Genomic DNA, 18,532 nt, shown 5'->3' on the forward strand with positions numbered 1-18,532 from the left:
AAGCTTTCCCCAGGTCATCGGTCGGCAACCTTACGGTCACTCCCCTGCTGGGCAGATATGCTACGTGTTAGACGCCGATGCGTCCAAACCGCCCACATATCCCTTCATCACTTTCAATTTTCAAAGAGCAAGAAGACAAAATTTTCAGGACCACCAATCACTTGGTGCTTCCTGCAACCGTGCCTCCAGATGTTTGCGTCGATCTTCGTCGTCGCTTTCTTCCGCTTCCGTTCCGCGTTTCCGCTTGTCTTCCGCTTCGGTAAGGCGGTGTTTAGGCCTAGCTTCCAAAAGCTGCAAGAGGAAATTTTCACATCACTGTCGTTTTTCTTCCCTAGCCTTTATTTCCTTGGATGAAATGCCCAAACTTTTCTCACACTGCCCGTCAGAGATGCGCTGGTCGGGGTGTCATTTCGAGCCGAGCGGCCAGATTTTGGGCTGCCCAACCCGAATCTTTATCGAATCCTCTTCGAGTTCCGCCCCGACTCGCGGCGAATCTTGTCAGGATTCGGCGCGGATCGACTCTGCCATCACGCAAAGCAGCTCAAACATCACCGTTGCCCCCAGATAGGCCGTCGCCCCGTTCAGATCGAAGGGCGGCGACACCTCGACCACATCGGCGCCGACGATCCGCACCCCTGCCAACTCGCGCACCACCTGCAAGGCCTGAAAGCTGTTTGGTCCGCCAATCTCGGGTGTGCCGGTACCAGGAGCAAAGGCCGGGTCGATGAAGTCGATGTCATATGAGATATATGTCTCCCCCTGCCCCGCGCGCGTGCGGGCCTCGGCCATCACGTCTGCCAGTCCGCGCGCATGGAACTCTTCAATCGCGATGACGCGAATACCCACCGCATCGGCAAAGTCCCGATCTTCGCGGTCATAGGCGGAGCCGCGAATGCCGATCATAGTCACGCGCGCGGGGTCCAGCAGTCCTTCTTCGACCGCCCGGCGAAAGGGTGTGCCATGCGTATACATAGAACCGTTGAAATAACTGTGGAACAGATCGGTATGACTGTCGAAATGGATCATCCCAAGTGGGCGATCCTTCGCCAGCGCGCGCAGGATCGGCAACGTACAAAGATGATCCCCCCCTGCGGTCAAGGGCACAATGCCCGCCTCGCGCACGCGGGTGTAGTACGTCTGCATTCGAATAAGACTGTCCATCAGGTCGGCAGGGTTTGGCCCCACATCACCCAGATCGGCACAGCGCACCCTTTCGAACGGGCGCACTCCCGTGGCTCCGTTCTCGGCCCGGATCATGGTAGAGGCGTCACGCAACGCGCGCGGGCCGTGGCGCGGGCCAGGCCGGTTGGTCGTACCGCCATCCCAGGGCGCGCCCACCAGCCCGATCTGCACCTGGTCAAAACGCGCGTGGTCGGGCGTTACCACCGGCAGCCGCATGAAACTGGCCACCCCGGCGAATCGTGGCAACTCGAACCCGGAAACGGGCACAAAGAAGGGGTCTTGGCTCATGGGCGGCACTCCTGTCATGTGATCATTGTCGCGATCAAACCACCCCCCTCCCCCCCTGTCAGGCCCATTGCCGACATGGAACCGGCCAATGAGCGCCCGTTTGCCGACACTTGGCGCCGCAGGCCTTGACCGATTGCCAGCCATCAGCCCTTATCAGGCAAAGCCATTAACGGACGGATCATGTTCAACAAGACCTCAGACCAGACAGCCCCCCCGGGTGGCACGCCTCCGGCACGCCCCTCCAACACTAAATCGGTGTTTTCCAGCGATCTGAAAATCACAGGTGAAATCTCGTCGATCGGCGATATCGAAATGCTGGGTGATATTGACGGCAACGTCACCGCGCGCAGCCTGGTCGTTGGGGCCGAGGGGCGGATGAACGGCACCATCACAGCCGAAACCGTCGATGTGCGCGGCAAGGTTGATGGGCAGATCAGCGCGGGCAGCTTTACCCTGCGCGCGGCGGCGCAAGTGGCCGCTGACATCACCTACCGCACGCTGATCATCGAAAGCGGTGCCCTGATCGAAGGCCAGTTCGCCAAGCAAAAGACCTGAGCCTTCGCAGCGCAGGGCAGATACGGCCTCCGCTTGCGGGGGCCGTTTTGCATTGGGGCGCTATGCTGGCGGGATCGCATAGGTCAGGCTGGCGCGGGCGACCGGCTCTGGCCCGCCTTCGGAAAACAAAAGCACATCACCCACCGCCAAACTGCGCCCCAGCTTGAGCACCCGCGCCTGAGCCAGCAGATCGACCCCGGCGTGCGGCTTGCGCATGAAATCAATCGCGCAATTTGTCGTCACCGCCAAGGCCACCGGGCCGATGCGCGACAGGATTGCCAGATACATCGCCACATCGGCAAGGCCAAACATCGCCGGGCCCGACACCGTGCCACCGGGCCGCAAATGCCGCGTGACCACCCGCAGGCGCAGGGTCACACCGGCCGCGTCAGCGCGCTCGACACTGAAATCTTCTGCGACCTGACCAAAATCTTGCGCCAGAAACGCTTGCAAGGCCGCCGCATCCATCGTCACCGTCATATCTTCCCTCATCTGCACCTGCAGCCCAAGCTGCCAGCAAACCGCAGGAAGATGCAATGACAGGCGCCCCCGCTGCGGCGGCTTTGATCAGGCTGGCAAGGCGATGATGGATGGATGGCATGCTCTGGCGGGAAACCGACGAAGACATTACGCGCTTTGGGACATGCGTGCGCGCGACCAGAAATGGCGGCACGGACGGACAATGCGGGTGTCTCCGGCGGGAGTATTCTTGCCAAGATGAATGCGGCAGCGCAGACCTGTAGCGAACCGCGTCTGTCAGCTCGCACGCAGCTGGCCGCGCAGCAGCATGCCAAGCGCGCCAAGGGCAAGTGCCAGCGCAAACACCACCAGCGTCATCGGCCCGCCAAAGCCCATGATCCAGGTGCCCAAGAGTGGCGCCACGGCGGTTGCCAGCATGGCAGGCAGGGAAATTGCGGCGGCCGAAGCCGCATAATCGGCGGATCCATTGATCTGAGCGATCAGCAGCGGCTTCAATATCGTCAGGATGCCCATGGCGGCCCCCTGCACTGCCGCAAAGGCAAGGACCAACACAAACCCCCCACCTGACAGCAACAGAAAGGCTGGCCCCGCTACCATCGCAAGCACTGTGAACTGCGAGGCCATCCGCGTTTGCAGCCGCGCCCCTGCCGCCATCAGGGCCAACCTGCCCAGAACCTGCGACGGACCGATCAAGGCCGCTGCGGTGACAGCCCGCCCGTCGCTTATTCCCATCTCGGCCAAAAGGGGGCGCATAAGGCTGACCAGCATCCAGTGATCAAGGTTCAAAAGCGCAAACAGCGCCATTAACCCCAGCACACCGGGCCTCGCAAGGATGACACGCCACGATGCCCCGACGGCTGGCTTTGGGGCGCCTTTGACACGCCCCCCGCCCAAGCTGTGCGCGCCCCAGACCTGCAACGGCAGCATCACGCAAAGCACCACTGCCACCGCAACCCAGACCGCGATGCGCCAGCCAAAAGCCTCGGCCAAGGCGGCCCCTGCCGGAAAGGCCAGCGTTGACGCCAGCCCCGCCACCAGTGTGACCCGGGTAATCGGCCCGCGCGCCTCATCTGCAAATCGTCGGATCAGCAGGGCAAAACACACCTCGTAAAGTGTGGCCGACGCCGCCGCCCCCAGCCCGACAAAGGCCAGCAGGTAAACAACCGGATGCCACGCAACCGCCAATACCGCCAAGGACGCGGCACCAAGCACAGTGCCAAACCCCATGAGGCGCAACGCATGCCCACGATCCACCCAGCGCCCGACCTGAGGCGACAACGCAGCCGTAACCGCGATCGCCAGAAACGGGCCCAGCGCCAACACGCCATTGCCCCATGGCAAGTCGCGCTGCCAGACCAGAACAAGGGCGGCAAAGATGTAGAAAAAGCAAGCATAGCCCAGCGTTTGCCCAAAGGCCAAGGCCCAGACTGCCGCCTTTTCGCGGCGGCTCGTGGTCGCACTGGAGGTCACAACCGGTAGATCGCCCTGAACTTCGCCTCAAGGTAGTCCAGCAGCGGCCCTTCGCTTGGCTCAAACCCGCAGGCCAGCGCCACCACCTCGCGCGGCTCATACAAGCCACCGTGGCGCTGCAGGTTTTCGCGCAGCCACGCCGTTGCCGGTGTGGCATCGCCGCGCGCCAGATGGTCATCGACATCCGGCACATCGCGGCGCATGGCCACGTTCAGGCACCCGGCATAAACATTGCCAAGGCTGTAAGTCGGGAAATAGCCAAACAGGCCACAGGACCAATGCACATCCTGCAACATCCCCTGACTTGGACGCATGACCTCGACGCCGAAATCTGCGCGGAAGCGGTCATTCCAGGCCGACTCCAGATCACCGACCGCCAGATCTCCGCGGATCAGAGCGCGTTCCAGATCGAAGCGCAGCATGACATGCAGGTTGTAATGCACCTCATCGGCTTCGGTGCGGATAAAGCCCGACTGCACCCGGTTGACGGCCGCGTAAAACGCATCTGCATCCGGGATATTCAGGCCGTCAAACCGCCCCTGCATCTGGCCAAACATCCACCCTGCAAACGCCCGGCCCCGCCCCATCTGGTTCTCGTAGATCCGGCTTTGGCTTTCATGCACGCCCATGCTGACGCCTGATCCAAGCGGGGTCAGGCGGTAATCGGGGTCAATCCCCAGCTCATAGCAGGCATGCCCGACTTCGTGGATGGTCGAGTAAAAGCAGTTGAACGGATCGGCCTCGACCACCCGCGTCGTGATGCGAGCATCGTCACCCGATCCAGAGCTGAACGGATGCACCGCAAGATCCAGACGCCCCCTTTCCCAGTCATAGCCAAAGGCTGTGGCCAGATCGCGCGCCATGCGCATCTGCGCCTCTTGCCCAAAATGACCCTCCAGTTTCACGGGCTGATAGGTCGCCCCCAAAACCGCCTCGCGCAGCGCGACCAGCCTTGGCCGCATCGCATCAAACATCGCGCCCAGCGATGCCGCCGTCGCCCCCGGCTCAAAATCCTCGATCAGTGCGTCGTAGAGATCGCCGCCCTGCGCAAGGCATGTCGCCTCCTCACGCCGCAGGCGGATCACTTCGGCCAGAGTGGGCAGGAAGGCTGCGACATCATCCTTTGCCCGCGCCTCGGCCCAGATACCTTGCGCAATGCTGGTCACCCGTGCCAGTTCCTGGGCCAAGGCGGCAGGCACCTTTGTGGCCCGCTGATACGACCGTGAGATATGCCGCAGGTTGGCCGCCGCCACCGCATCCACCGGATCGGCCTGCGCCAGCCAACCGGCAATCCGCGGATCCGCGCGCCGGGCGTGCAGCACGCCTTCCATTGCTGACATCTCGTCCGAGCGTTGTTCAGCCGCCCCACGCGGCATCATCGTTTCCTGATCCCAGCCCAAACGCCCGGCCACCTGCCCCAAGGCTTCGGTCTCGCGCTGGAACGCCATCAGATCGGCGTAAGCCGTATTGTTCACAGTCACGCTGTGCCCCCTCGGATCGACCCGGCCAGCGGGTATTGCGACAAATAACGGGCGCGGATGATCAGCACCCAAAGAATGACCGCGCCCAACTGATGCGTGATCGCAACATGCAGCTGAGCCCCGGTCAGCACTGCCATGATCCCAAGGCACATCTGAGCCAGCATCATCGCCATCACCATATGAAAAGCTAACCTCGTGGTGCCATGCGCCGACTTTCGCCCGCGCAGCCAGACGACCGCGCCAAACGCAAACAGTCCATAGCCCGCCATCCGGTGCATGAATTGCACCAGACCGGGGTTCTCAAAGAACGCATGCCAGACAGGAAGCGCGCCACCCTGCCCGTCCGCCACATAAAACGCATCCGCAGGAAAGAACTGCCCGTTCATATCCGGCCATGTCGGAAAGGCGCGACCCGCATCAATCCCGGCCACCAAAGCCCCCAGAATGATCTGCAAAAACGCAAAATGCATCAGCCCGGTGGACAGGCCAAACAGCTTGCCCTCGCGCGTGCGCCGCGCCTGCATCAACGCCGCTTCACTGCGACCAAGCAAGAACACATACCAAGCGATGAACCCAAGGATCACAAAAGCCAGCCCCAGATGTGTGGCCAAACGGTATGACGCAACCGACGTCATCACCCCGGTCAACCCCGAGGCCACCATCCACCAGCCAATCGCCCCCTGCAACCCGCCCAAAGCGCCCAAGAGCAGCAACCGCCCGGTCCAACCCGGCGGAATCCGCTTGGTGGCCCAAAAGAACAGGAAGCCAACCGCCCAGACCAGACCCACCGCCCGGCCAAGCTGCCGATGGCCCCATTCCCACCAGTAAATCACCTTGAACGCCGACATCTCCATGCCCGCGTTCATCAGTTGATACTGCGGGCTGGTACGGTACTTTTCGAACTCGGACAGCCAGTCGGCGTCATTCATCGGCGGCAGGGCCCCGGTCACAGGCCGCCACTCGGTGATCGACAACCCGGAATCGGTCAGCCGGGTCAACCCGCCCACCACGATCATCGCCATCACCATCCCGAACAGCACAATCAGCCAGCCCCGCACCGCGCCTCGCGCGCCCTTTGGGCCTGTGTCAATCAGCCCTCCCTGCGCCTTGGGGGCCGCACCCGTGCCGCCCACCTCTTCAAAAATGCTGCGTTTCGTCGCCATGCCCGCCTCATACCTTGTTGGCCCGGACACTAGGCCCCTGCCGATGCCGCTTCAAGGGGGCTGCGGCAAAGCGGTCGCCTTGCTGGCACCCTTCGCACGCGACTCGCAGGTCGGCGTTTGAGTATTTTTGCCAAGATGAAACCGCAATGCCCAGCGCCTGTGACTTCACCTTGGCAAAATTGCTCATTTCTGCGTGCCCCACTGGCGCAGCCTGTCCGAAAAGGGAGCTTTCTTTGGAAACAAGCTGCGGTTTTCAGAGCCCCTTGGGTGTTTTGCGTCCCTGCGCCGCGGGCAGTCCAGCATCCTGCAACAAATCCGTCAGCATCGATTCCACATTTTGGCCCGCAGCTGAAAGCTGCGCCCAGATGTCGCGCACCGCTGGCGCGATACGTGGTTCAACCACCGCCCTGGCCGAATGGAGCCAGACCGCCAGCCCGTCGCTGCTGGTATAGTCCCGCGTCTTGCGCAGTGCGGCGATCTTGGTTTGTGCGGCCCGGATAAAACGCGTGATCTCGGCGGGTTTCCAGTCAATCAACTCCACCAGATCCTGTCCCTCGGCCAGATATACCGCGGCCCAGAACTGCGCGGCGGCGGCGTGCATTTCAACCGCATGCGGCTTGCCCATGGCCAGACGGTCGGCCACCGCCTGCGCCTCTTCAACCAGCGCCAGCACAGCCTTTTCCTTCTGCCATTTCGCAAATTCAGTGCCGGACATCAGTGGTCTCCTTAGCGTTGACCGAAGAACAGGAATGGCAAAGAGCGGATCATTCCCCCTGCTGGCGCAGCCTATAGGCGATCTGGCGCAGCATCCCGTGAAATGTCTGCACCTCGGCTCGGGTCAGGTTCAGCCGTGCCCACATGCTGCGCAAGTTCAGCCGCATATTTGCGGCTTTTGTCTCGGGGAAAAAGAACCCCGCTGCTTCCAGCCGTTCTTCAAAGTGATCGGCCAGCTTTTCCACCTCAACGCGGGCGGCAAACTCGGTGCGGGCAAGTTCCATCACTTCCGGCACGACCTCTACCGTCTGCCGCCGCCACTCATAGCCCATCAAAAGCGCGCATTGACCAAGGTTCAGGCTGGGAAAATCAGGGTTGACCGGAACCGTGACGATGGCATTGGCCAGCGCCACATCGTCATTTTCCAGCCCTGCCCGCTCTGGCCCGAACAAAATGCCCACCCTTCTGCCCTCGGCTGCCATAGCGCGGGCCATTTCCATCGCGCGCTCTGGCGTGACGATGGGCTTGACCAGTTCACGCGGGCGAGCGGTGGTGGCAAAGACAAAGTCACAATCCCCGATCGCCGCCGCCACATCGGGGAACAGCCCAGCCTGATCAAGCAGCCGCCCCGCGCCAGAGGCCATCGCTACCGCCCGTGGATTGGGCCAGCCATCGCGCGGGGCCACGATCCGCATCCGGGTCAGGCCAAAGTTAAGCATTGCTCGGGCAGCGGCCCCGATATTCTCGCCCATCTGCGGGCGGACAAGGATGAAGGCAGGTTCAATCATGCGGCAGACCCCAATCTATATGGGCCTGTTACGCCAGCCCACCCTTGCGGGCAAGACATGGTCAAGCCGGAAAAAGGCTGGTAAGCCAGCCGGAACTCCTCATTTCCCTTGCCCGCAGGACATGTCATGGCCGTTGAAGACCGCCCGCAAATCACCCTGATCACACCGCCCAGCTTTGACCTTGATGTCTTTCCCACCCGTCTGGCCACTGTGCTGGATGCGGTAGATGTGGCCTGCCTGCGCATTGCACTGGCCAGCCGCGAGGAAGACAACCTGCTGCGCGCGGGGGATGTGCTGCGTGAGGTGGCGCATGCACGCGATGTAGCGGTGGTGATGGAAACCCATCTTCTGCTGGTGGACCGGCTTGGCCTTGATGGCGTTCACCTGACCGACGGCGCGCGCAGCGTGCGCAAGGCGCGCAAAGACCTTGGCTCTGATGCGATTGTCGGGGCGTTTTGCGGGGCCACACGCCACGAAGGCATCAGCGCTGGCGAAGGCGGGGCCGATTACGTGGCCTTTGGCGCGATTGGCGCCTCACCCTTGGGTCAGGGTACGCAGGCAGATTTCGAGCTGTTCGAGTGGTGGTCCGAAATGATCGAAGTGCCCGTGATCGCCGAAGGCGCGCTAACGACTGAATTGGTGGAACAATTCGGCCCCGTCACCGATTTCTTTGCCATCGGAGCCGAAATCTGGGGCAGCGATGATCCGGTTGCGGCCCTCAAAGCCCTTATCGCGCCCTTGGGCTGATCCTTTGCGTCACGGGTCGGTGGCCCGCTCCAGATCGGGGTGGGCTGTCGCGATCACCCGTTCGCAATAGGTGGAAAGGTCTTTGCGATTGGTAAAGGCATCCACCGGCACGTCGGGGTGAAAGATCACCTCAACAGCGCCCCGACGGCGCGCAGACAAAACCGCGACCAGATGCCCGGCAAAAGTCATATCCCCCCACCAGCCATAAAAGCGCGGATCTGCCCCTTCTGGTGCGCGATAGATCACCGTCACGGGCTGAATATGCATCACTGCCTCTAGCCCATGGGTGAAGAACGCTGCAAAAAGCGTTGATTTGAAGGGCAGAACCCTGCGGCTGTCGGTCGAGGTGCCCTCTGGAAAGAACATCAGCCGGTGACCGGCGCGCAGTCGGTCCTCGAACATCTGTTGCTGGCGCTTGGCTTCGGTTCCCTTGCGGGCAATGAAAACGGTGCCGGTCGCGCGCGCCAGCCAGCCAATGCCTGCCCACCCCGAGACTTCGGACTTGGCCACGAAATACATCGGCGCGCAGGCATTGAGCGCAAAGATATCCAGCCAGGACGCATGATTTGCCACCATCGCCCCGCGCTGCCGCATCGGCACACCACGCACGGTCAGACCGATGCCCATGATCGCCATTGCCATGCGGCACACGGTCTGGGTAATCCGGGGCGTCCATGGTCGGTTCATGCCAAACACCGGCCATTCAATGCCACGGACCACCAGCAAAAGAACCAATCCGCCATAGGTCACAACACCCAAAATACCCGCACGCAGACCAAAGCGCAACCAAGCCAGAGCCGACATCGGCGCTACCGGAGGCGCGTCACAGTGCCAATTCATCCGGCCTCACCCTTGCGAAGATAGAATTCTTTGTGCTTCTGACTCATCCGGTTGGTGTCCAGAACCAGACAAACATCGGTGGTGTTGAAGGCGTGATCCACAAACACGCCTTCGCCCACAAAGCCGCCCAGGCGCAAATAGGCCTTGATCAGCGCAGGCGTCGCCGCCAATGCCTTGCGGCGATCCACCTCCGCCGCGGGCAGCAGATGCACCTGCCCCGCGCCAACCCCATGTGCGCGCACCCGCAAAGAGGGTGGTGCCAGATGCGCGTGGTGCAGCAAAGACAACGGCTCGGCCAAGGCCGCTAGGTCGGTGCCCGGAAAGCTTGCTGCGCCAAACAGAATGTCGATCTCATGCTCCAGCACATAGCGTGCCAAAGCGTTCCACAAATGAAACATGCCGGTGCCGCCACGATGATCGGCGTGAATGCAAGACCGCCCCAACTCCAGCAGTTTGCGGCCCGACGCCTTCAGCAGTGTCAGGTCAAACTCGCTTTCGGAATAAAACCGCCCGATCCGGGGCATCCGATCACTTGGCAGCAGGCGGTAAACGCCAACTACATGATCGCCCTGGCCCGGATCAGCCATGCGGTCCACCAGCACCAGATGGTCAAACACGGCGTCAAACTCATCCCGCTCGGTCCTTGTGGCATGATCAACCCCCGGACCATCAGCCCCCAGTTCTTCGACAAACACCCGGTACCGCAGCCGAAGCGCCGACGCGATGTCCGCATCAAAGGTGGCAAGCCGCGCCTCATAGCGATCTTCCGATTGCTTTTTGCTCACAAGATGGTCTCCACCAACCGACTTAACCTTCAGTTAACAATGACGGGGATAAAAGCAGGGATACGATAAAGCAACCTGAATGGGGCACGGGGAATTGATGGTTGAGTATCGACAGAACCATGCGCCTAATATGGCAATTCAACCTATGTGCCAAAGATCAGCACCAGTTCGATCTGACGACCATCAATCACCACCTTACCCGCATGTTCAAAGTTCACCGTGATCCGTCCGCCGATGTTTGACTGTACCTGCCCTAGACCCCAGTCTTCCCGATCAGGGTGTCGCACCATCATCCCCGGCTCTAGAATAGCATTCATACTCCACCCCCTGTTCCCGTCAGGATTTTGCCCATGACTGACAAGCCTGATCTGACCGCCCTTCTGGGCTCGCGCATTTGCCACGACCTTATCAGCCCGATCGGTGCCATCGGCAATGGGGTTGAACTGTTGATGATGGATGGCATAGGCAGCAGCCCCGAACTGGCGCTGATTGTGGACAGTGTGGCCAATGCCAATGCCCGCATCCGGTTTTTCCGGGTGGCATTTGGGGCGGCCGGGGCCAGTGACCATCGCATCGGCCGCGCAGAAGTGGCCGGCATTCTGAGCGATCTTACCCGTGGCGGCCGACTGACGATGGATTGGCAATCGCCCACCGATCTGTCCCGGCGTGAGGTCAAGCTGGCGTTTCTTGCCATACTTTGCCTTGAAAGCGCGATGCCCCACGGCGGCACCCTGTCGATTGAGCGAGGTGATACAAGGTGGACGCTACGCGGCGAAACGGCACGCTTGCGCGTCGATCCAGACCTTTGGGAACTGCTGTCAAACCCGGCGGCCACGGTCGATTTGGGCCCGGCTCAGGTGCATTTCCCGCTGCTACGCGATGAAATCAACCGCCAGCACCGCCGCCTGACCGTAGAACTGGGCAATGCTGCGGTGCGCCTGTCCTACTAGCCACGCCTCAGGCCCGGCAGGTGCCATCCCCACGCACAAGGTATTTGAAGCTGCACAACTGCTCGGCCCCGACAGGCCCGCGCGCATGCATCTTGCCCGTGGCAATGCCAATCTCGGCCCCCATCCCGAATTCGCCACCATCGGCAAACTGGGTGCTGGCGTTGCGCATCAAAATGGCACTGTCCAGCCGTTGAAAGAACCGATCGGCGGTCGCGTCAGTCTCGGTCAGAATGCTCTCGGTATGGCTGGAGCCATGTTTGCGGATATGGGCAATCGCGCCGTCCACCCCGTCAACCAGCTTCGCCGCGATGATCATGTCCAGAAACTCGCGCCCGAAATCATCAGGAGCGGCCTGCACCGTGCCCGGAACCTTCAACAACTCGCCCTCGGTGCGCACCTCAACCCCGGCGGCCAGCAGATCCTCGATCAGCACAGCGCCATGTTTGGTGTAAAACTGCCAGTCGATCAGCAGACATTCCGCCGATCCGCAAATCCCCGTGCGTCGCGTTTTGGCGTTCAGCACCACCCTGCGCGCCTTTTCCAGATCTGCTGCCCCATCGGCATAAACGTGGCAAATCCCTTCCAGATGCGCAAAGACCGGCACCCGCGCCTCGCGCTGCACAAGGCCAACCAGACCCTTGCCGCCGCGCGGCACAATCACGTCGATATGCTCCACGGCTCGCAGCATGGCCGTCACCATCTCTCGGTCGCGGGTCGGGACAAGCTGAATCGCCGCCTCGGGCAGACCGGCACTGCGCAACCCGTCGACCATGCAGGCATGTATCGCGGTCGAGGAATGAAAGCTCTCGGACCCACCCCGTAAAATCACCGCATTCCCGGACTGCAGACACAACGCTCCCGCATCCGCCGTCACATTCGGGCGGCTCTCATAAATGACCCCGACCACCCCCAGTGGCGTGGCAACCCGCTGAATATGAAGCCCGTTTGGCCGATCCCACTCTGCCAGCACCCGCCCCACCGGATCGGGTTGCGCGGCCACCGCCCGCAAGCCGTCAACCATGCCCCGAATGCGCCCTTCGTCCAGCCGCAAACGGTCCATCATTGCAGGGCTCAGCCCTTTTTGCGTGCCATATTCCTGATCAAGCGTGTTCTCGTCGAGGATCACCTGACGACGCTCCCACACTGCATCTGCCGCTCCGATCAGCGCCGCATGCTTGCGCTCCGGTGTGGCATAAGCCAGTTCCGCCGCCGCATCGCGCGCCGCACGGCCCAATTTCTCCATCAGCGCCGTCGCGCCTGCGTCGAGGATACTGCTCTGCTCCATATCTTCCGCCTTCATCTTGGTCGAAATACTCTCGGGAGGTCCGGGGGCAGGCAGCCCCGCGGCGGTTACGGTCAGATCACCATATCGTCGCGATGCACCAACGCCGCCCGGCCCTCATAGCCCAGAATGCCGGCAATATCGCCCGACCGATGCCCAGCAATCGCCTTGGCCTCTGCCGCCGTATAGCGCACCAGCCCCTTGCCCAGCACAAGGCCCTCCGGCGACAGGATCGAGACCGGCTCGCCGCGACCAAAGCTGCCCGTCACCCGCGTCACACCGGCGGGCAACAGCGATTTGCCTGCCCGCAGCGCGGTCACCGCGCCTGCGTCCAGCACCAGCTCGCCCCGCGGTTTCATCGCGTTGATCCAGCGCTTGCGCGCCAGTTGCGGATCGGCCTGAGCCACAAACCATGTGCGCTGCGCCCCATTGGCCAAAGCGGAAAGCGGCCGCAGAACCGAGCCTTCCATTATCGCCATGGCACAGCCCCCCGCAATCGCGGTCTTGGCGGCCAGCAGTTTGGTTTTCATCCCGCCCTTTGACATGCCGGATATCGGATCGCCCGCCATCGCCTCAATCTCGGAGGTGATATGTTCCACCAGATCAAAGCGTTGCGCAGTCGGGTCTGATTTGGGGTTGGCGGAATAGAACCCATCCACATCCGACAGCAGGATCAGCTGATCCGCCCCCACCGTCACCGCAATCTGCGCGGCCAGACGGTCGTTGTCGCCAAAGCGGATCTCGTCTGTGGCCACCGTGTCATTTTCATTCACGATAGGCACCACACCCAGCCCCAGCAGGGTTTCCATCGTTGCGCGGCTGTTCAGATAGCGGCGGCGGTCGGTGGTGTCTTCCAGCGTGACCAGCACCTGCGCGGTGGTAATGCCATGCGGCGCCAACACCTCCTCATAGGCGCGGGCAAGGCGGATCTGCCCCACCGCCGCCGCTGCCTGAGATTGCTCCAGTGTCAGCACGCCATCTCCAAGGCCCAGTACCTTGCGGCCAAGCGCAATAGACCCCGATGATACCAGCACCACATCAGTGCCGCGCACCTTCGCTTCGGCCACATCCATGGCAAGCGCCGACAGCCAGCCCTGTTTCAGGCCGGATTGACGGTCTACCAACAAAGCCGAGCCAATTTTGACGACCAGCCGTTTGGCGTTGCGGATGTCAGGGGCGTGAAGCGCGCTCAGGGCTGCCACGGGCCAGCCTCCACTTCCGGAGCCTCACCCTGAATCGTGCGGTAGATATCGCGCAAAACATCCTGCAAGCCCTTGCCCGCCACGCCGGAAATCACATGCACCGGGCCGCCGCTGGCTTTTTCCAGCGCGCGCTTGCGGTCGGATATTTGCTTTGGGTCCATCGCGTCGCATTTATTCAGCGCGACGATGCGGGCCTTGTCGCCCAGCACCTCGGAATAGGCCTCCAACTCGGTCACGATGGTCTTGTAATCCTTGGTGATGGTGCTGGAGGTACCATCGACCAGATGCAACAGCACCTTGCAGCGCTCGACATGGGCCAGAAACTGGATGCCAAGGCCCCGCCCTTCGGATGCGCCCTCGATCAGGCCGGGAATATCGGCCATAACAAATTCGGCGCCATCCACGCCCACCACCCCAAGGTTGGGGATCAGCGTAGTGAACGGGTAATCTGCAATCTTGGGCCGGGCGTTCGACACTGCGGCCAGAAAGGTGGACTTGCCCGCATTCGGCAGGCCCACAAGCCCGGCATCGGCGATCAGCTTCAGGCGCAGCCAGATCGTGCGCTCCACACCCTCTTGCCCCGGATTGGCGCGGGCGGGCGAGCGGTTGGTCGATGATTTGAACCGAAGGTTGCCCCAGCCGCCATTGCCACCTTGGGCGAGGATGACCTTTTGCCCAACCTCTGTCAGGTCGGCGATGATGGTTTCCTCATCCTCATCCAGAATCTCGGTGCCCACCGGCACGCGCAGCACGATATCTTCGCCGGTCTTGCCGGTTCGCTGCGCGCCCATGCCGGGCTGGCCCGATTTGGCGAAAAAGTGCTGTTGATAGCGAAAATCGATCAGCGTGTTCAGGCCTTCAACCGCCTCCACCCAAACAGAGCCACCATTGCCGCCATCGCCGCCGTCGGGGCCGCCGAATTCGATGAACTTCTCGCGCCGGAACGACACACAGCCGCCCCCACCGCCGCCCGAGCGGATGTAAACTTTGGCGAGGTCGAGGAATTTCATGAGATCAGGCTTTCGGAAAAACGGTGGAATGCGTCAGGCGCAGTTGAACGTGCGATACAGGATTGGGGGCCACACCTCAAGCGCGCGTGGCGTGGCTGGGCGAAACCATGGCAATGCGCCTTCAGGGGCCAGCACTGGCCCCTTGCGGGTTCACAGCGCAAAACCGGTCGCGCGTCAGCACCAGATCGACATGATCCATGTCCTGCTGCAACGCGCGGCAGAACTTGCTGCAGCGTCCGGTTTCCACAAAGCCCAGCCGGTCCAACACCTTGGCCGAAGGTATGTTGCCCATAAAGTAGCCTGAGCGTACGGGGCCTTGGTAAAACTCGAACACGGCCTGCAAAAGCCCCACCGCCGCCTCGACCGCATAGCCGCGCCCCTGTGCGCGGCGCGCGATCCAAAAGCCAAGCTCTGCCCCACCGCCGATCAAGCCGGCAAAGCCGGTGCTGTCATGGATCGAAAACGTCTCACCTTCAGGCGCGGTTGCGACATAGGCACGAAAATCGGTGGCGGGATAGGGATAGGGGGTGGTGGCAAGCCAGCTTGCAATCTCGGGGTTGTTCAACCCCTCGATCACGCCAGCCTCATCCGCCAGAGTCAGCGGGCGCAACCGAAGCCGCGCGGTCTGAAGCCAGATGCCCGCCGCCTGCCCCATCCCGTCACCCCAACTTGCGGCAGTAGGTCCAGGTTGGCACCCGAGCATTGCGCGCCACGCTGAACGTTTCGGCATCGCCCAGATACTGAAAGCCCGCATTGGTCAGCACGCGGGCCGACCCCGGATTGTCCTGAAACACCTCGGCAAACATGGTGCGGTTGGCCTGCGGATTGGCCGCCACCAGCGCCTGCACCGCCGCCGAGGCAATACCAAGGTTCCAGAATGCGGGCGCGACCCAATAGCCAACTTCGGACTGATCGCGGTTGTATTTTTCTACATCCATGCGCTTCAGGCTGATCACACCCAGCACTTCGGGCAGGCCGCTTTGCTGGCCATCCATCACCCAGATATCTTCATCCGCCGGGCGCTTGATGGCGCGGGTTACAAAGGCATCTGCCGCGCCGGGGGGGAGCGGATGGGGGATAGAATGCGTCGCCTCGGCCACACGCCGGTCACCCGCATACATGGCGAACAACCCGGCATCAGATTTGCGCACCGGGCGCAAAACGAATGTGCCAGCCTCAATCGCAGTTTGGGGCAGCATTGCCCCAATGACGTCCAAAGTCATGGCTTCCCTCCTATGAAGCGCATGACGGGCCGACATGGCCCGGCAATGGTCATTGGCCAGATCGGTTTTTCTGCGAAAAAACGATCCAATGCGCTTTTGCCACAAGAACATGGCAGAAGCATGAAGTGTTCCCTGCAAGATCCCAGAAACAGGCACAAAAAGCGAAAGGGACCGGCCTTTCGGCCGATCCCTTCTTTACATGTCAAATGTAAAGGTTCGGCTTATTCGGCTGCCTCCGCGACCGGGAGAACGGAAATAAAGGTACGACCCTTCAATCCCTTCTTAAAGGTCACCTTGCCCTCGACGGTGGCAAACAGGGTGTGATCCACACCCATGCCAACGCCGTTGCCCGGGAACCAGGTGGTCCCGCGCTGACGCACGATGATATTGCCCGGAATGGCGTGCTGGCCGCCAAACAGTTTCACGCCCAGACGACGGCCCGCAGAGTCGCGACCGTTGCGGGATGAGCCGCCTGCTTTCTTGTGTGCCATGGATATTACTCCTTATTCAGCAACAGCTTCAGCGGCCTTCTTGGCGCGCTTGGGCTTGGCGGGGGCTTCAGCAGCAGGTGCTGCCGCAGCATTATGGGCGGTGCGGCGTGCATCGGCGGTGCCGGTAGCAGCAGCAACGCCCGACGACTCGGCACCGGAGGCCAAAACGTCTGTCACGCGAACCAGCGTCAAGTGCTGACGGTGGCCTTTGGTGCGCTGCGACGAATGCTTACGACGGCGCTTCACAAAGTGAATGACCTTTTCGCCTTTGATCTGGGCGATCACTTCGGCCTGAACCGCAGCGCCCGCCACAAAAGGCACACCAACGGTCAAGGACTCGCCGCCGACCATCAGAATATCGTTGAACTGGATCTTGTCACCAGCGTTTGCGGACAGCTTTTCAATGCGCAGAACGTCACCCGCCTGCACCTTGTATTGCTTCCCGCCAGTCTTGAGGACCGCGAACATGGGTCTTTCCTTTTCATTACCCGCGTCCTGCGGCCCCCGGTAAAGGGTGTTGGTGGGGTTTCCCCCGCCTTCGGACTGCGCGCCCCGGTTGGGGCGTCATTGCAAATATAGAACCCGGCCAAGATTCGCATCTTTGCCGGGATGCGGGCTTATCAGGGGATTTCAGCCCGAAGTCAAGCGAAGCATTGGCCCCGACCGCCCTGCCCTCGACCCTCGGCTCAAACCCCTTATGACGGGTCAGATATCCTCGCCCATCATCTGATTGGCGGCAGCGCGCCCCAGATCAAACGAAATCCGGATGAACAGGGCATCGTAGGCGGAAAACAGCGCCGCATTCAGCTTTTGCCCGGCCGCTGTCTCGGAAAAGGCAATATAGGCGTCCAGATCGTCGTCAGACAATGGCTGATAGGCAAGCGACAGGAAGGGGAACAGCCATTCGGTCGTTTCCGCCCTCACGTCGGGCTCCTGCCCCCAGACATCGCTCAGCATCTGGTCTTCGGTCATCTCTCGCGGAAAGGCCCCGGTTTCTGACATCCCGCGATAAAACGCCAGATTGGCATTCATCGCGCCCATCACGTTCGATTCGATCAGGTCATTCACCTCGGCAAAGCGGTTCAGCTTGTCAGCGCGCGCGCCCCCTTCAGCGCTCAGATCTTCCCATGCAAGCTTTGCGGCATCCTCTACATCGCTGTCCAGAAGTGCACGACGCGCCTCGATCTCCAGCCGCAGAATGGTCTGACCCTGCGCCGAGCCGAAAAAGGCCTCTACCGCCGCAAGCTCAGGTCCTGCCCCGGCAAGGGCCTGCGCCAAGGCGGCCTCAAATCGACTGCGCATGGTCTCGGCGTCATAGATCAGCTCAACAACTGCCTGCCATTGCGCACCGCCTTTGTCGGGGAACATCTCAGAAGACAGGGTTTGGCCATACTCCAGCCCCTCCTCGCGCATCACGGCCATGATATCGCCGATCATCATCATGTCGGACAGCGCCGCAATCTGCGCGGCATCTACCGGTGCAGCCGCCTGTCCGGCAGAAACCTCCGCCCGAACAGGGGCTGACACGACCGGCGCAAGCGTCAGTCCAAGGGCGGCGGAAAGAGCAAGCGAAGCAAATACAGACGGCGCGGACATGGAAAACCTGTCATGGCAAGGGGTGTTGTCCAAACAGCTAGTGGTTTCACAACCGCTTGCCAAGGCAGCCCACAGCACGCCCGCGTGAATAGCAGGGAACCGCCGAACAAAAATGCGCTTATGGGGGCTTGTCAGCACCGGCAAGGGGAGATAGGAACCGCGCCACGAAGACCACACCAAATTGCGGAGAGGTGCCGGAGTGGTCGATCGGGGCGGTCTCGAAAACCGTTGTGGGTTCGCGCCCACCGTGGGTTCGAATCCCACCCTCTCCGCCACATAAATCTG

The 18,532-nt window shown here is 61.6% G+C and carries 21 protein-coding genes and 1 tRNA gene; 4 read left to right on the plus strand and 18 right to left on the minus strand.

What is annotated here, in order from left to right; all coding sequences use genetic code 11:
• Positions 1 to 498 precede the first annotated feature (498 nt).
• Positions 499 to 1,470: an agmatinase gene (locus Q8K08_RS10600; protein ID WP_305250041.1), complete on the minus strand. Its 972-nt coding sequence runs from the start codon at positions 1,468 to 1,470 to the stop codon at positions 499 to 501.
• Between the two features lie 180 nt (positions 1,471 to 1,650).
• On the opposite strand from Q8K08_RS10600, the gene Q8K08_RS10605 reads away from it, so the two are divergent.
• Positions 1,651 to 2,025, plus strand: a complete 375-nt coding sequence (locus Q8K08_RS10605) for a polymer-forming cytoskeletal protein (protein WP_305250043.1) — start codon at positions 1,651 to 1,653, stop codon at positions 2,023 to 2,025.
• A 60-nt stretch (positions 2,026 to 2,085) separates the two neighbouring features.
• Here Q8K08_RS10605 and Q8K08_RS10610 read toward each other — a convergent pair whose 3' ends face one another.
• The 6 genes from Q8K08_RS10610 to Q8K08_RS10635 form a co-directional block, all read right to left on the minus strand.
• The gene (locus Q8K08_RS10610; protein WP_305250055.1) at positions 2,086 to 2,505 is read right to left on the minus strand and encodes a PaaI family thioesterase; all 420 of its coding nucleotides are present in this window, start codon (positions 2,503 to 2,505) and stop codon (positions 2,086 to 2,088) included.
• Positions 2,506 to 2,781: 276 nt separating this feature from the next.
• A complete protein-coding gene (locus tag Q8K08_RS10615) occupies positions 2,782 to 3,975 on the minus strand; it encodes an MFS transporter (RefSeq protein ID WP_305250044.1) in 1,194 nt (397 codons plus the stop codon).
• Positions 3,972 to 5,423: a carboxypeptidase M32 gene (locus Q8K08_RS10620; protein ID WP_305250056.1), complete on the minus strand. Its 1,452-nt coding sequence runs from the start codon at positions 5,421 to 5,423 to the stop codon at positions 3,972 to 3,974. The genes Q8K08_RS10615 and Q8K08_RS10620 overlap by 4 nt, the downstream gene beginning before the upstream one ends.
• A 29-nt stretch (positions 5,424 to 5,452) precedes the next feature.
• A complete protein-coding gene (gene ctaA, locus Q8K08_RS10625) occupies positions 5,453 to 6,619 on the minus strand; it encodes a heme A synthase (protein WP_305250045.1) in 1,167 nt (388 codons plus the stop codon).
• 253 nt (positions 6,620 to 6,872) lie between these two features.
• Positions 6,873 to 7,334, minus strand: a complete 462-nt coding sequence (locus Q8K08_RS10630; protein WP_305250046.1) for a hypothetical protein — start codon at positions 7,332 to 7,334, stop codon at positions 6,873 to 6,875.
• Between the two features lie 49 nt (positions 7,335 to 7,383).
• Positions 7,384 to 8,121, minus strand: coding sequence for an RNA methyltransferase (locus Q8K08_RS10635; protein ID WP_305250047.1), 738 nt, complete (start codon positions 8,119 to 8,121; stop codon positions 7,384 to 7,386).
• 126 nt (positions 8,122 to 8,247) lie between these two features.
• Between Q8K08_RS10635 and Q8K08_RS10640 the strand changes: the two genes are divergently transcribed.
• Entirely contained in the window at positions 8,248 to 8,868 is a 621-nt protein-coding gene (locus tag Q8K08_RS10640; protein WP_304804191.1) for a thiamine phosphate synthase, read from the plus strand.
• Positions 8,869 to 8,877: 9 nt separating this feature from the next.
• Here the strand turns inward: Q8K08_RS10640 and Q8K08_RS10645 are convergent, their stop codons facing one another.
• The 3 genes from Q8K08_RS10645 to Q8K08_RS10655 all read right to left on the minus strand — a co-directional run bounded on the left by Q8K08_RS10645 (position 8,878) and on the right by Q8K08_RS10655 (position 10,810).
• On the minus strand, positions 8,878 to 9,708 hold the full coding sequence (locus tag Q8K08_RS10645; RefSeq protein WP_370870542.1) for a lysophospholipid acyltransferase family protein: 831 nt from the start codon (positions 9,706 to 9,708) through the stop codon (positions 8,878 to 8,880).
• Positions 9,705 to 10,493, minus strand: a complete 789-nt coding sequence (locus Q8K08_RS10650) for a GNAT family N-acetyltransferase (RefSeq protein ID WP_304804187.1) — start codon at positions 10,491 to 10,493, stop codon at positions 9,705 to 9,707. Before Q8K08_RS10650 ends, Q8K08_RS10645 begins: the two co-directional genes overlap by 4 nt.
• 143 nt (positions 10,494 to 10,636) lie before the next feature.
• Positions 10,637 to 10,810: a DUF3553 domain-containing protein gene (locus Q8K08_RS10655; RefSeq protein ID WP_304804185.1), complete on the minus strand. Its 174-nt coding sequence runs from the start codon at positions 10,808 to 10,810 to the stop codon at positions 10,637 to 10,639.
• A 33-nt stretch (positions 10,811 to 10,843) separates the two neighbouring features.
• Between Q8K08_RS10655 and Q8K08_RS10660 the strand changes: the two genes are divergently transcribed.
• A complete protein-coding gene (locus Q8K08_RS10660) occupies positions 10,844 to 11,443 on the plus strand; it encodes a histidine phosphotransferase family protein (protein WP_304804183.1) in 600 nt (199 codons plus the stop codon).
• A gap of 7 nt (positions 11,444 to 11,450) precedes the next feature.
• On the opposite strand, the gene Q8K08_RS10665 is transcribed toward Q8K08_RS10660, so the two are convergent.
• From Q8K08_RS10665 to Q8K08_RS10700, 8 genes are all read right to left on the minus strand, one after another.
• Positions 11,451 to 12,728 carry a glutamate-5-semialdehyde dehydrogenase gene (locus Q8K08_RS10665; RefSeq protein WP_304804181.1) on the minus strand — a complete coding sequence of 426 codons (1,278 nt, stop codon included), beginning with the start codon at positions 12,726 to 12,728 and terminating at the stop codon, positions 11,451 to 11,453.
• 71 nt (positions 12,729 to 12,799) lie between these two features.
• Positions 12,800 to 13,927: a glutamate 5-kinase gene (proB, locus tag Q8K08_RS10670; protein WP_304804179.1), complete on the minus strand. Its 1,128-nt coding sequence runs from the start codon at positions 13,925 to 13,927 to the stop codon at positions 12,800 to 12,802.
• The gene (gene obgE, locus Q8K08_RS10675) at positions 13,915 to 14,937 is read right to left on the minus strand and encodes a GTPase ObgE (protein ID WP_304804177.1); all 1,023 of its coding nucleotides are present in this window, start codon (positions 14,935 to 14,937) and stop codon (positions 13,915 to 13,917) included. Before obgE ends, proB begins: the two co-directional genes overlap by 13 nt.
• A 121-nt stretch (positions 14,938 to 15,058) precedes the next feature.
• Positions 15,059 to 15,592 carry a GNAT family N-acetyltransferase gene (locus Q8K08_RS10680; protein WP_304804175.1) on the minus strand — a complete coding sequence of 178 codons (534 nt, stop codon included), beginning with the start codon at positions 15,590 to 15,592 and terminating at the stop codon, positions 15,059 to 15,061.
• Positions 15,593 to 15,596: 4 nt separating this feature from the next.
• Entirely contained in the window at positions 15,597 to 16,160 is a 564-nt protein-coding gene (locus Q8K08_RS10685) for a GNAT family N-acetyltransferase (RefSeq protein WP_304804173.1), read from the minus strand.
• 221 nt (positions 16,161 to 16,381) lie between these two features.
• Positions 16,382 to 16,651, minus strand: coding sequence for a 50S ribosomal protein L27 (gene rpmA, locus Q8K08_RS10690; RefSeq protein ID WP_304804171.1), 270 nt, complete (start codon positions 16,649 to 16,651; stop codon positions 16,382 to 16,384).
• Positions 16,652 to 16,663: 12 nt separating this feature from the next.
• Positions 16,664 to 17,119, minus strand: coding sequence for a 50S ribosomal protein L21 (gene rplU, locus Q8K08_RS10695; RefSeq protein WP_304804169.1), 456 nt, complete (start codon positions 17,117 to 17,119; stop codon positions 16,664 to 16,666).
• Between the two features lie 237 nt (positions 17,120 to 17,356).
• Positions 17,357 to 18,247, minus strand: a complete 891-nt coding sequence (locus Q8K08_RS10700; protein WP_305250048.1) for a hypothetical protein — start codon at positions 18,245 to 18,247, stop codon at positions 17,357 to 17,359.
• A 185-nt stretch (positions 18,248 to 18,432) separates the two neighbouring features.
• Between Q8K08_RS10700 and Q8K08_RS10705 the strand changes: the two genes are divergently transcribed.
• Positions 18,433 to 18,522 (plus strand) — tRNA-Ser (locus Q8K08_RS10705).
• Positions 18,523 to 18,532: the final 10 nt, after the last annotated feature.

Origin of the sequence: Pseudotabrizicola sp., assembly GCF_030684215.1 — a bacterium.
GTDB lineage: Bacteria > Pseudomonadota > Alphaproteobacteria > Rhodobacterales > Rhodobacteraceae > Pseudotabrizicola.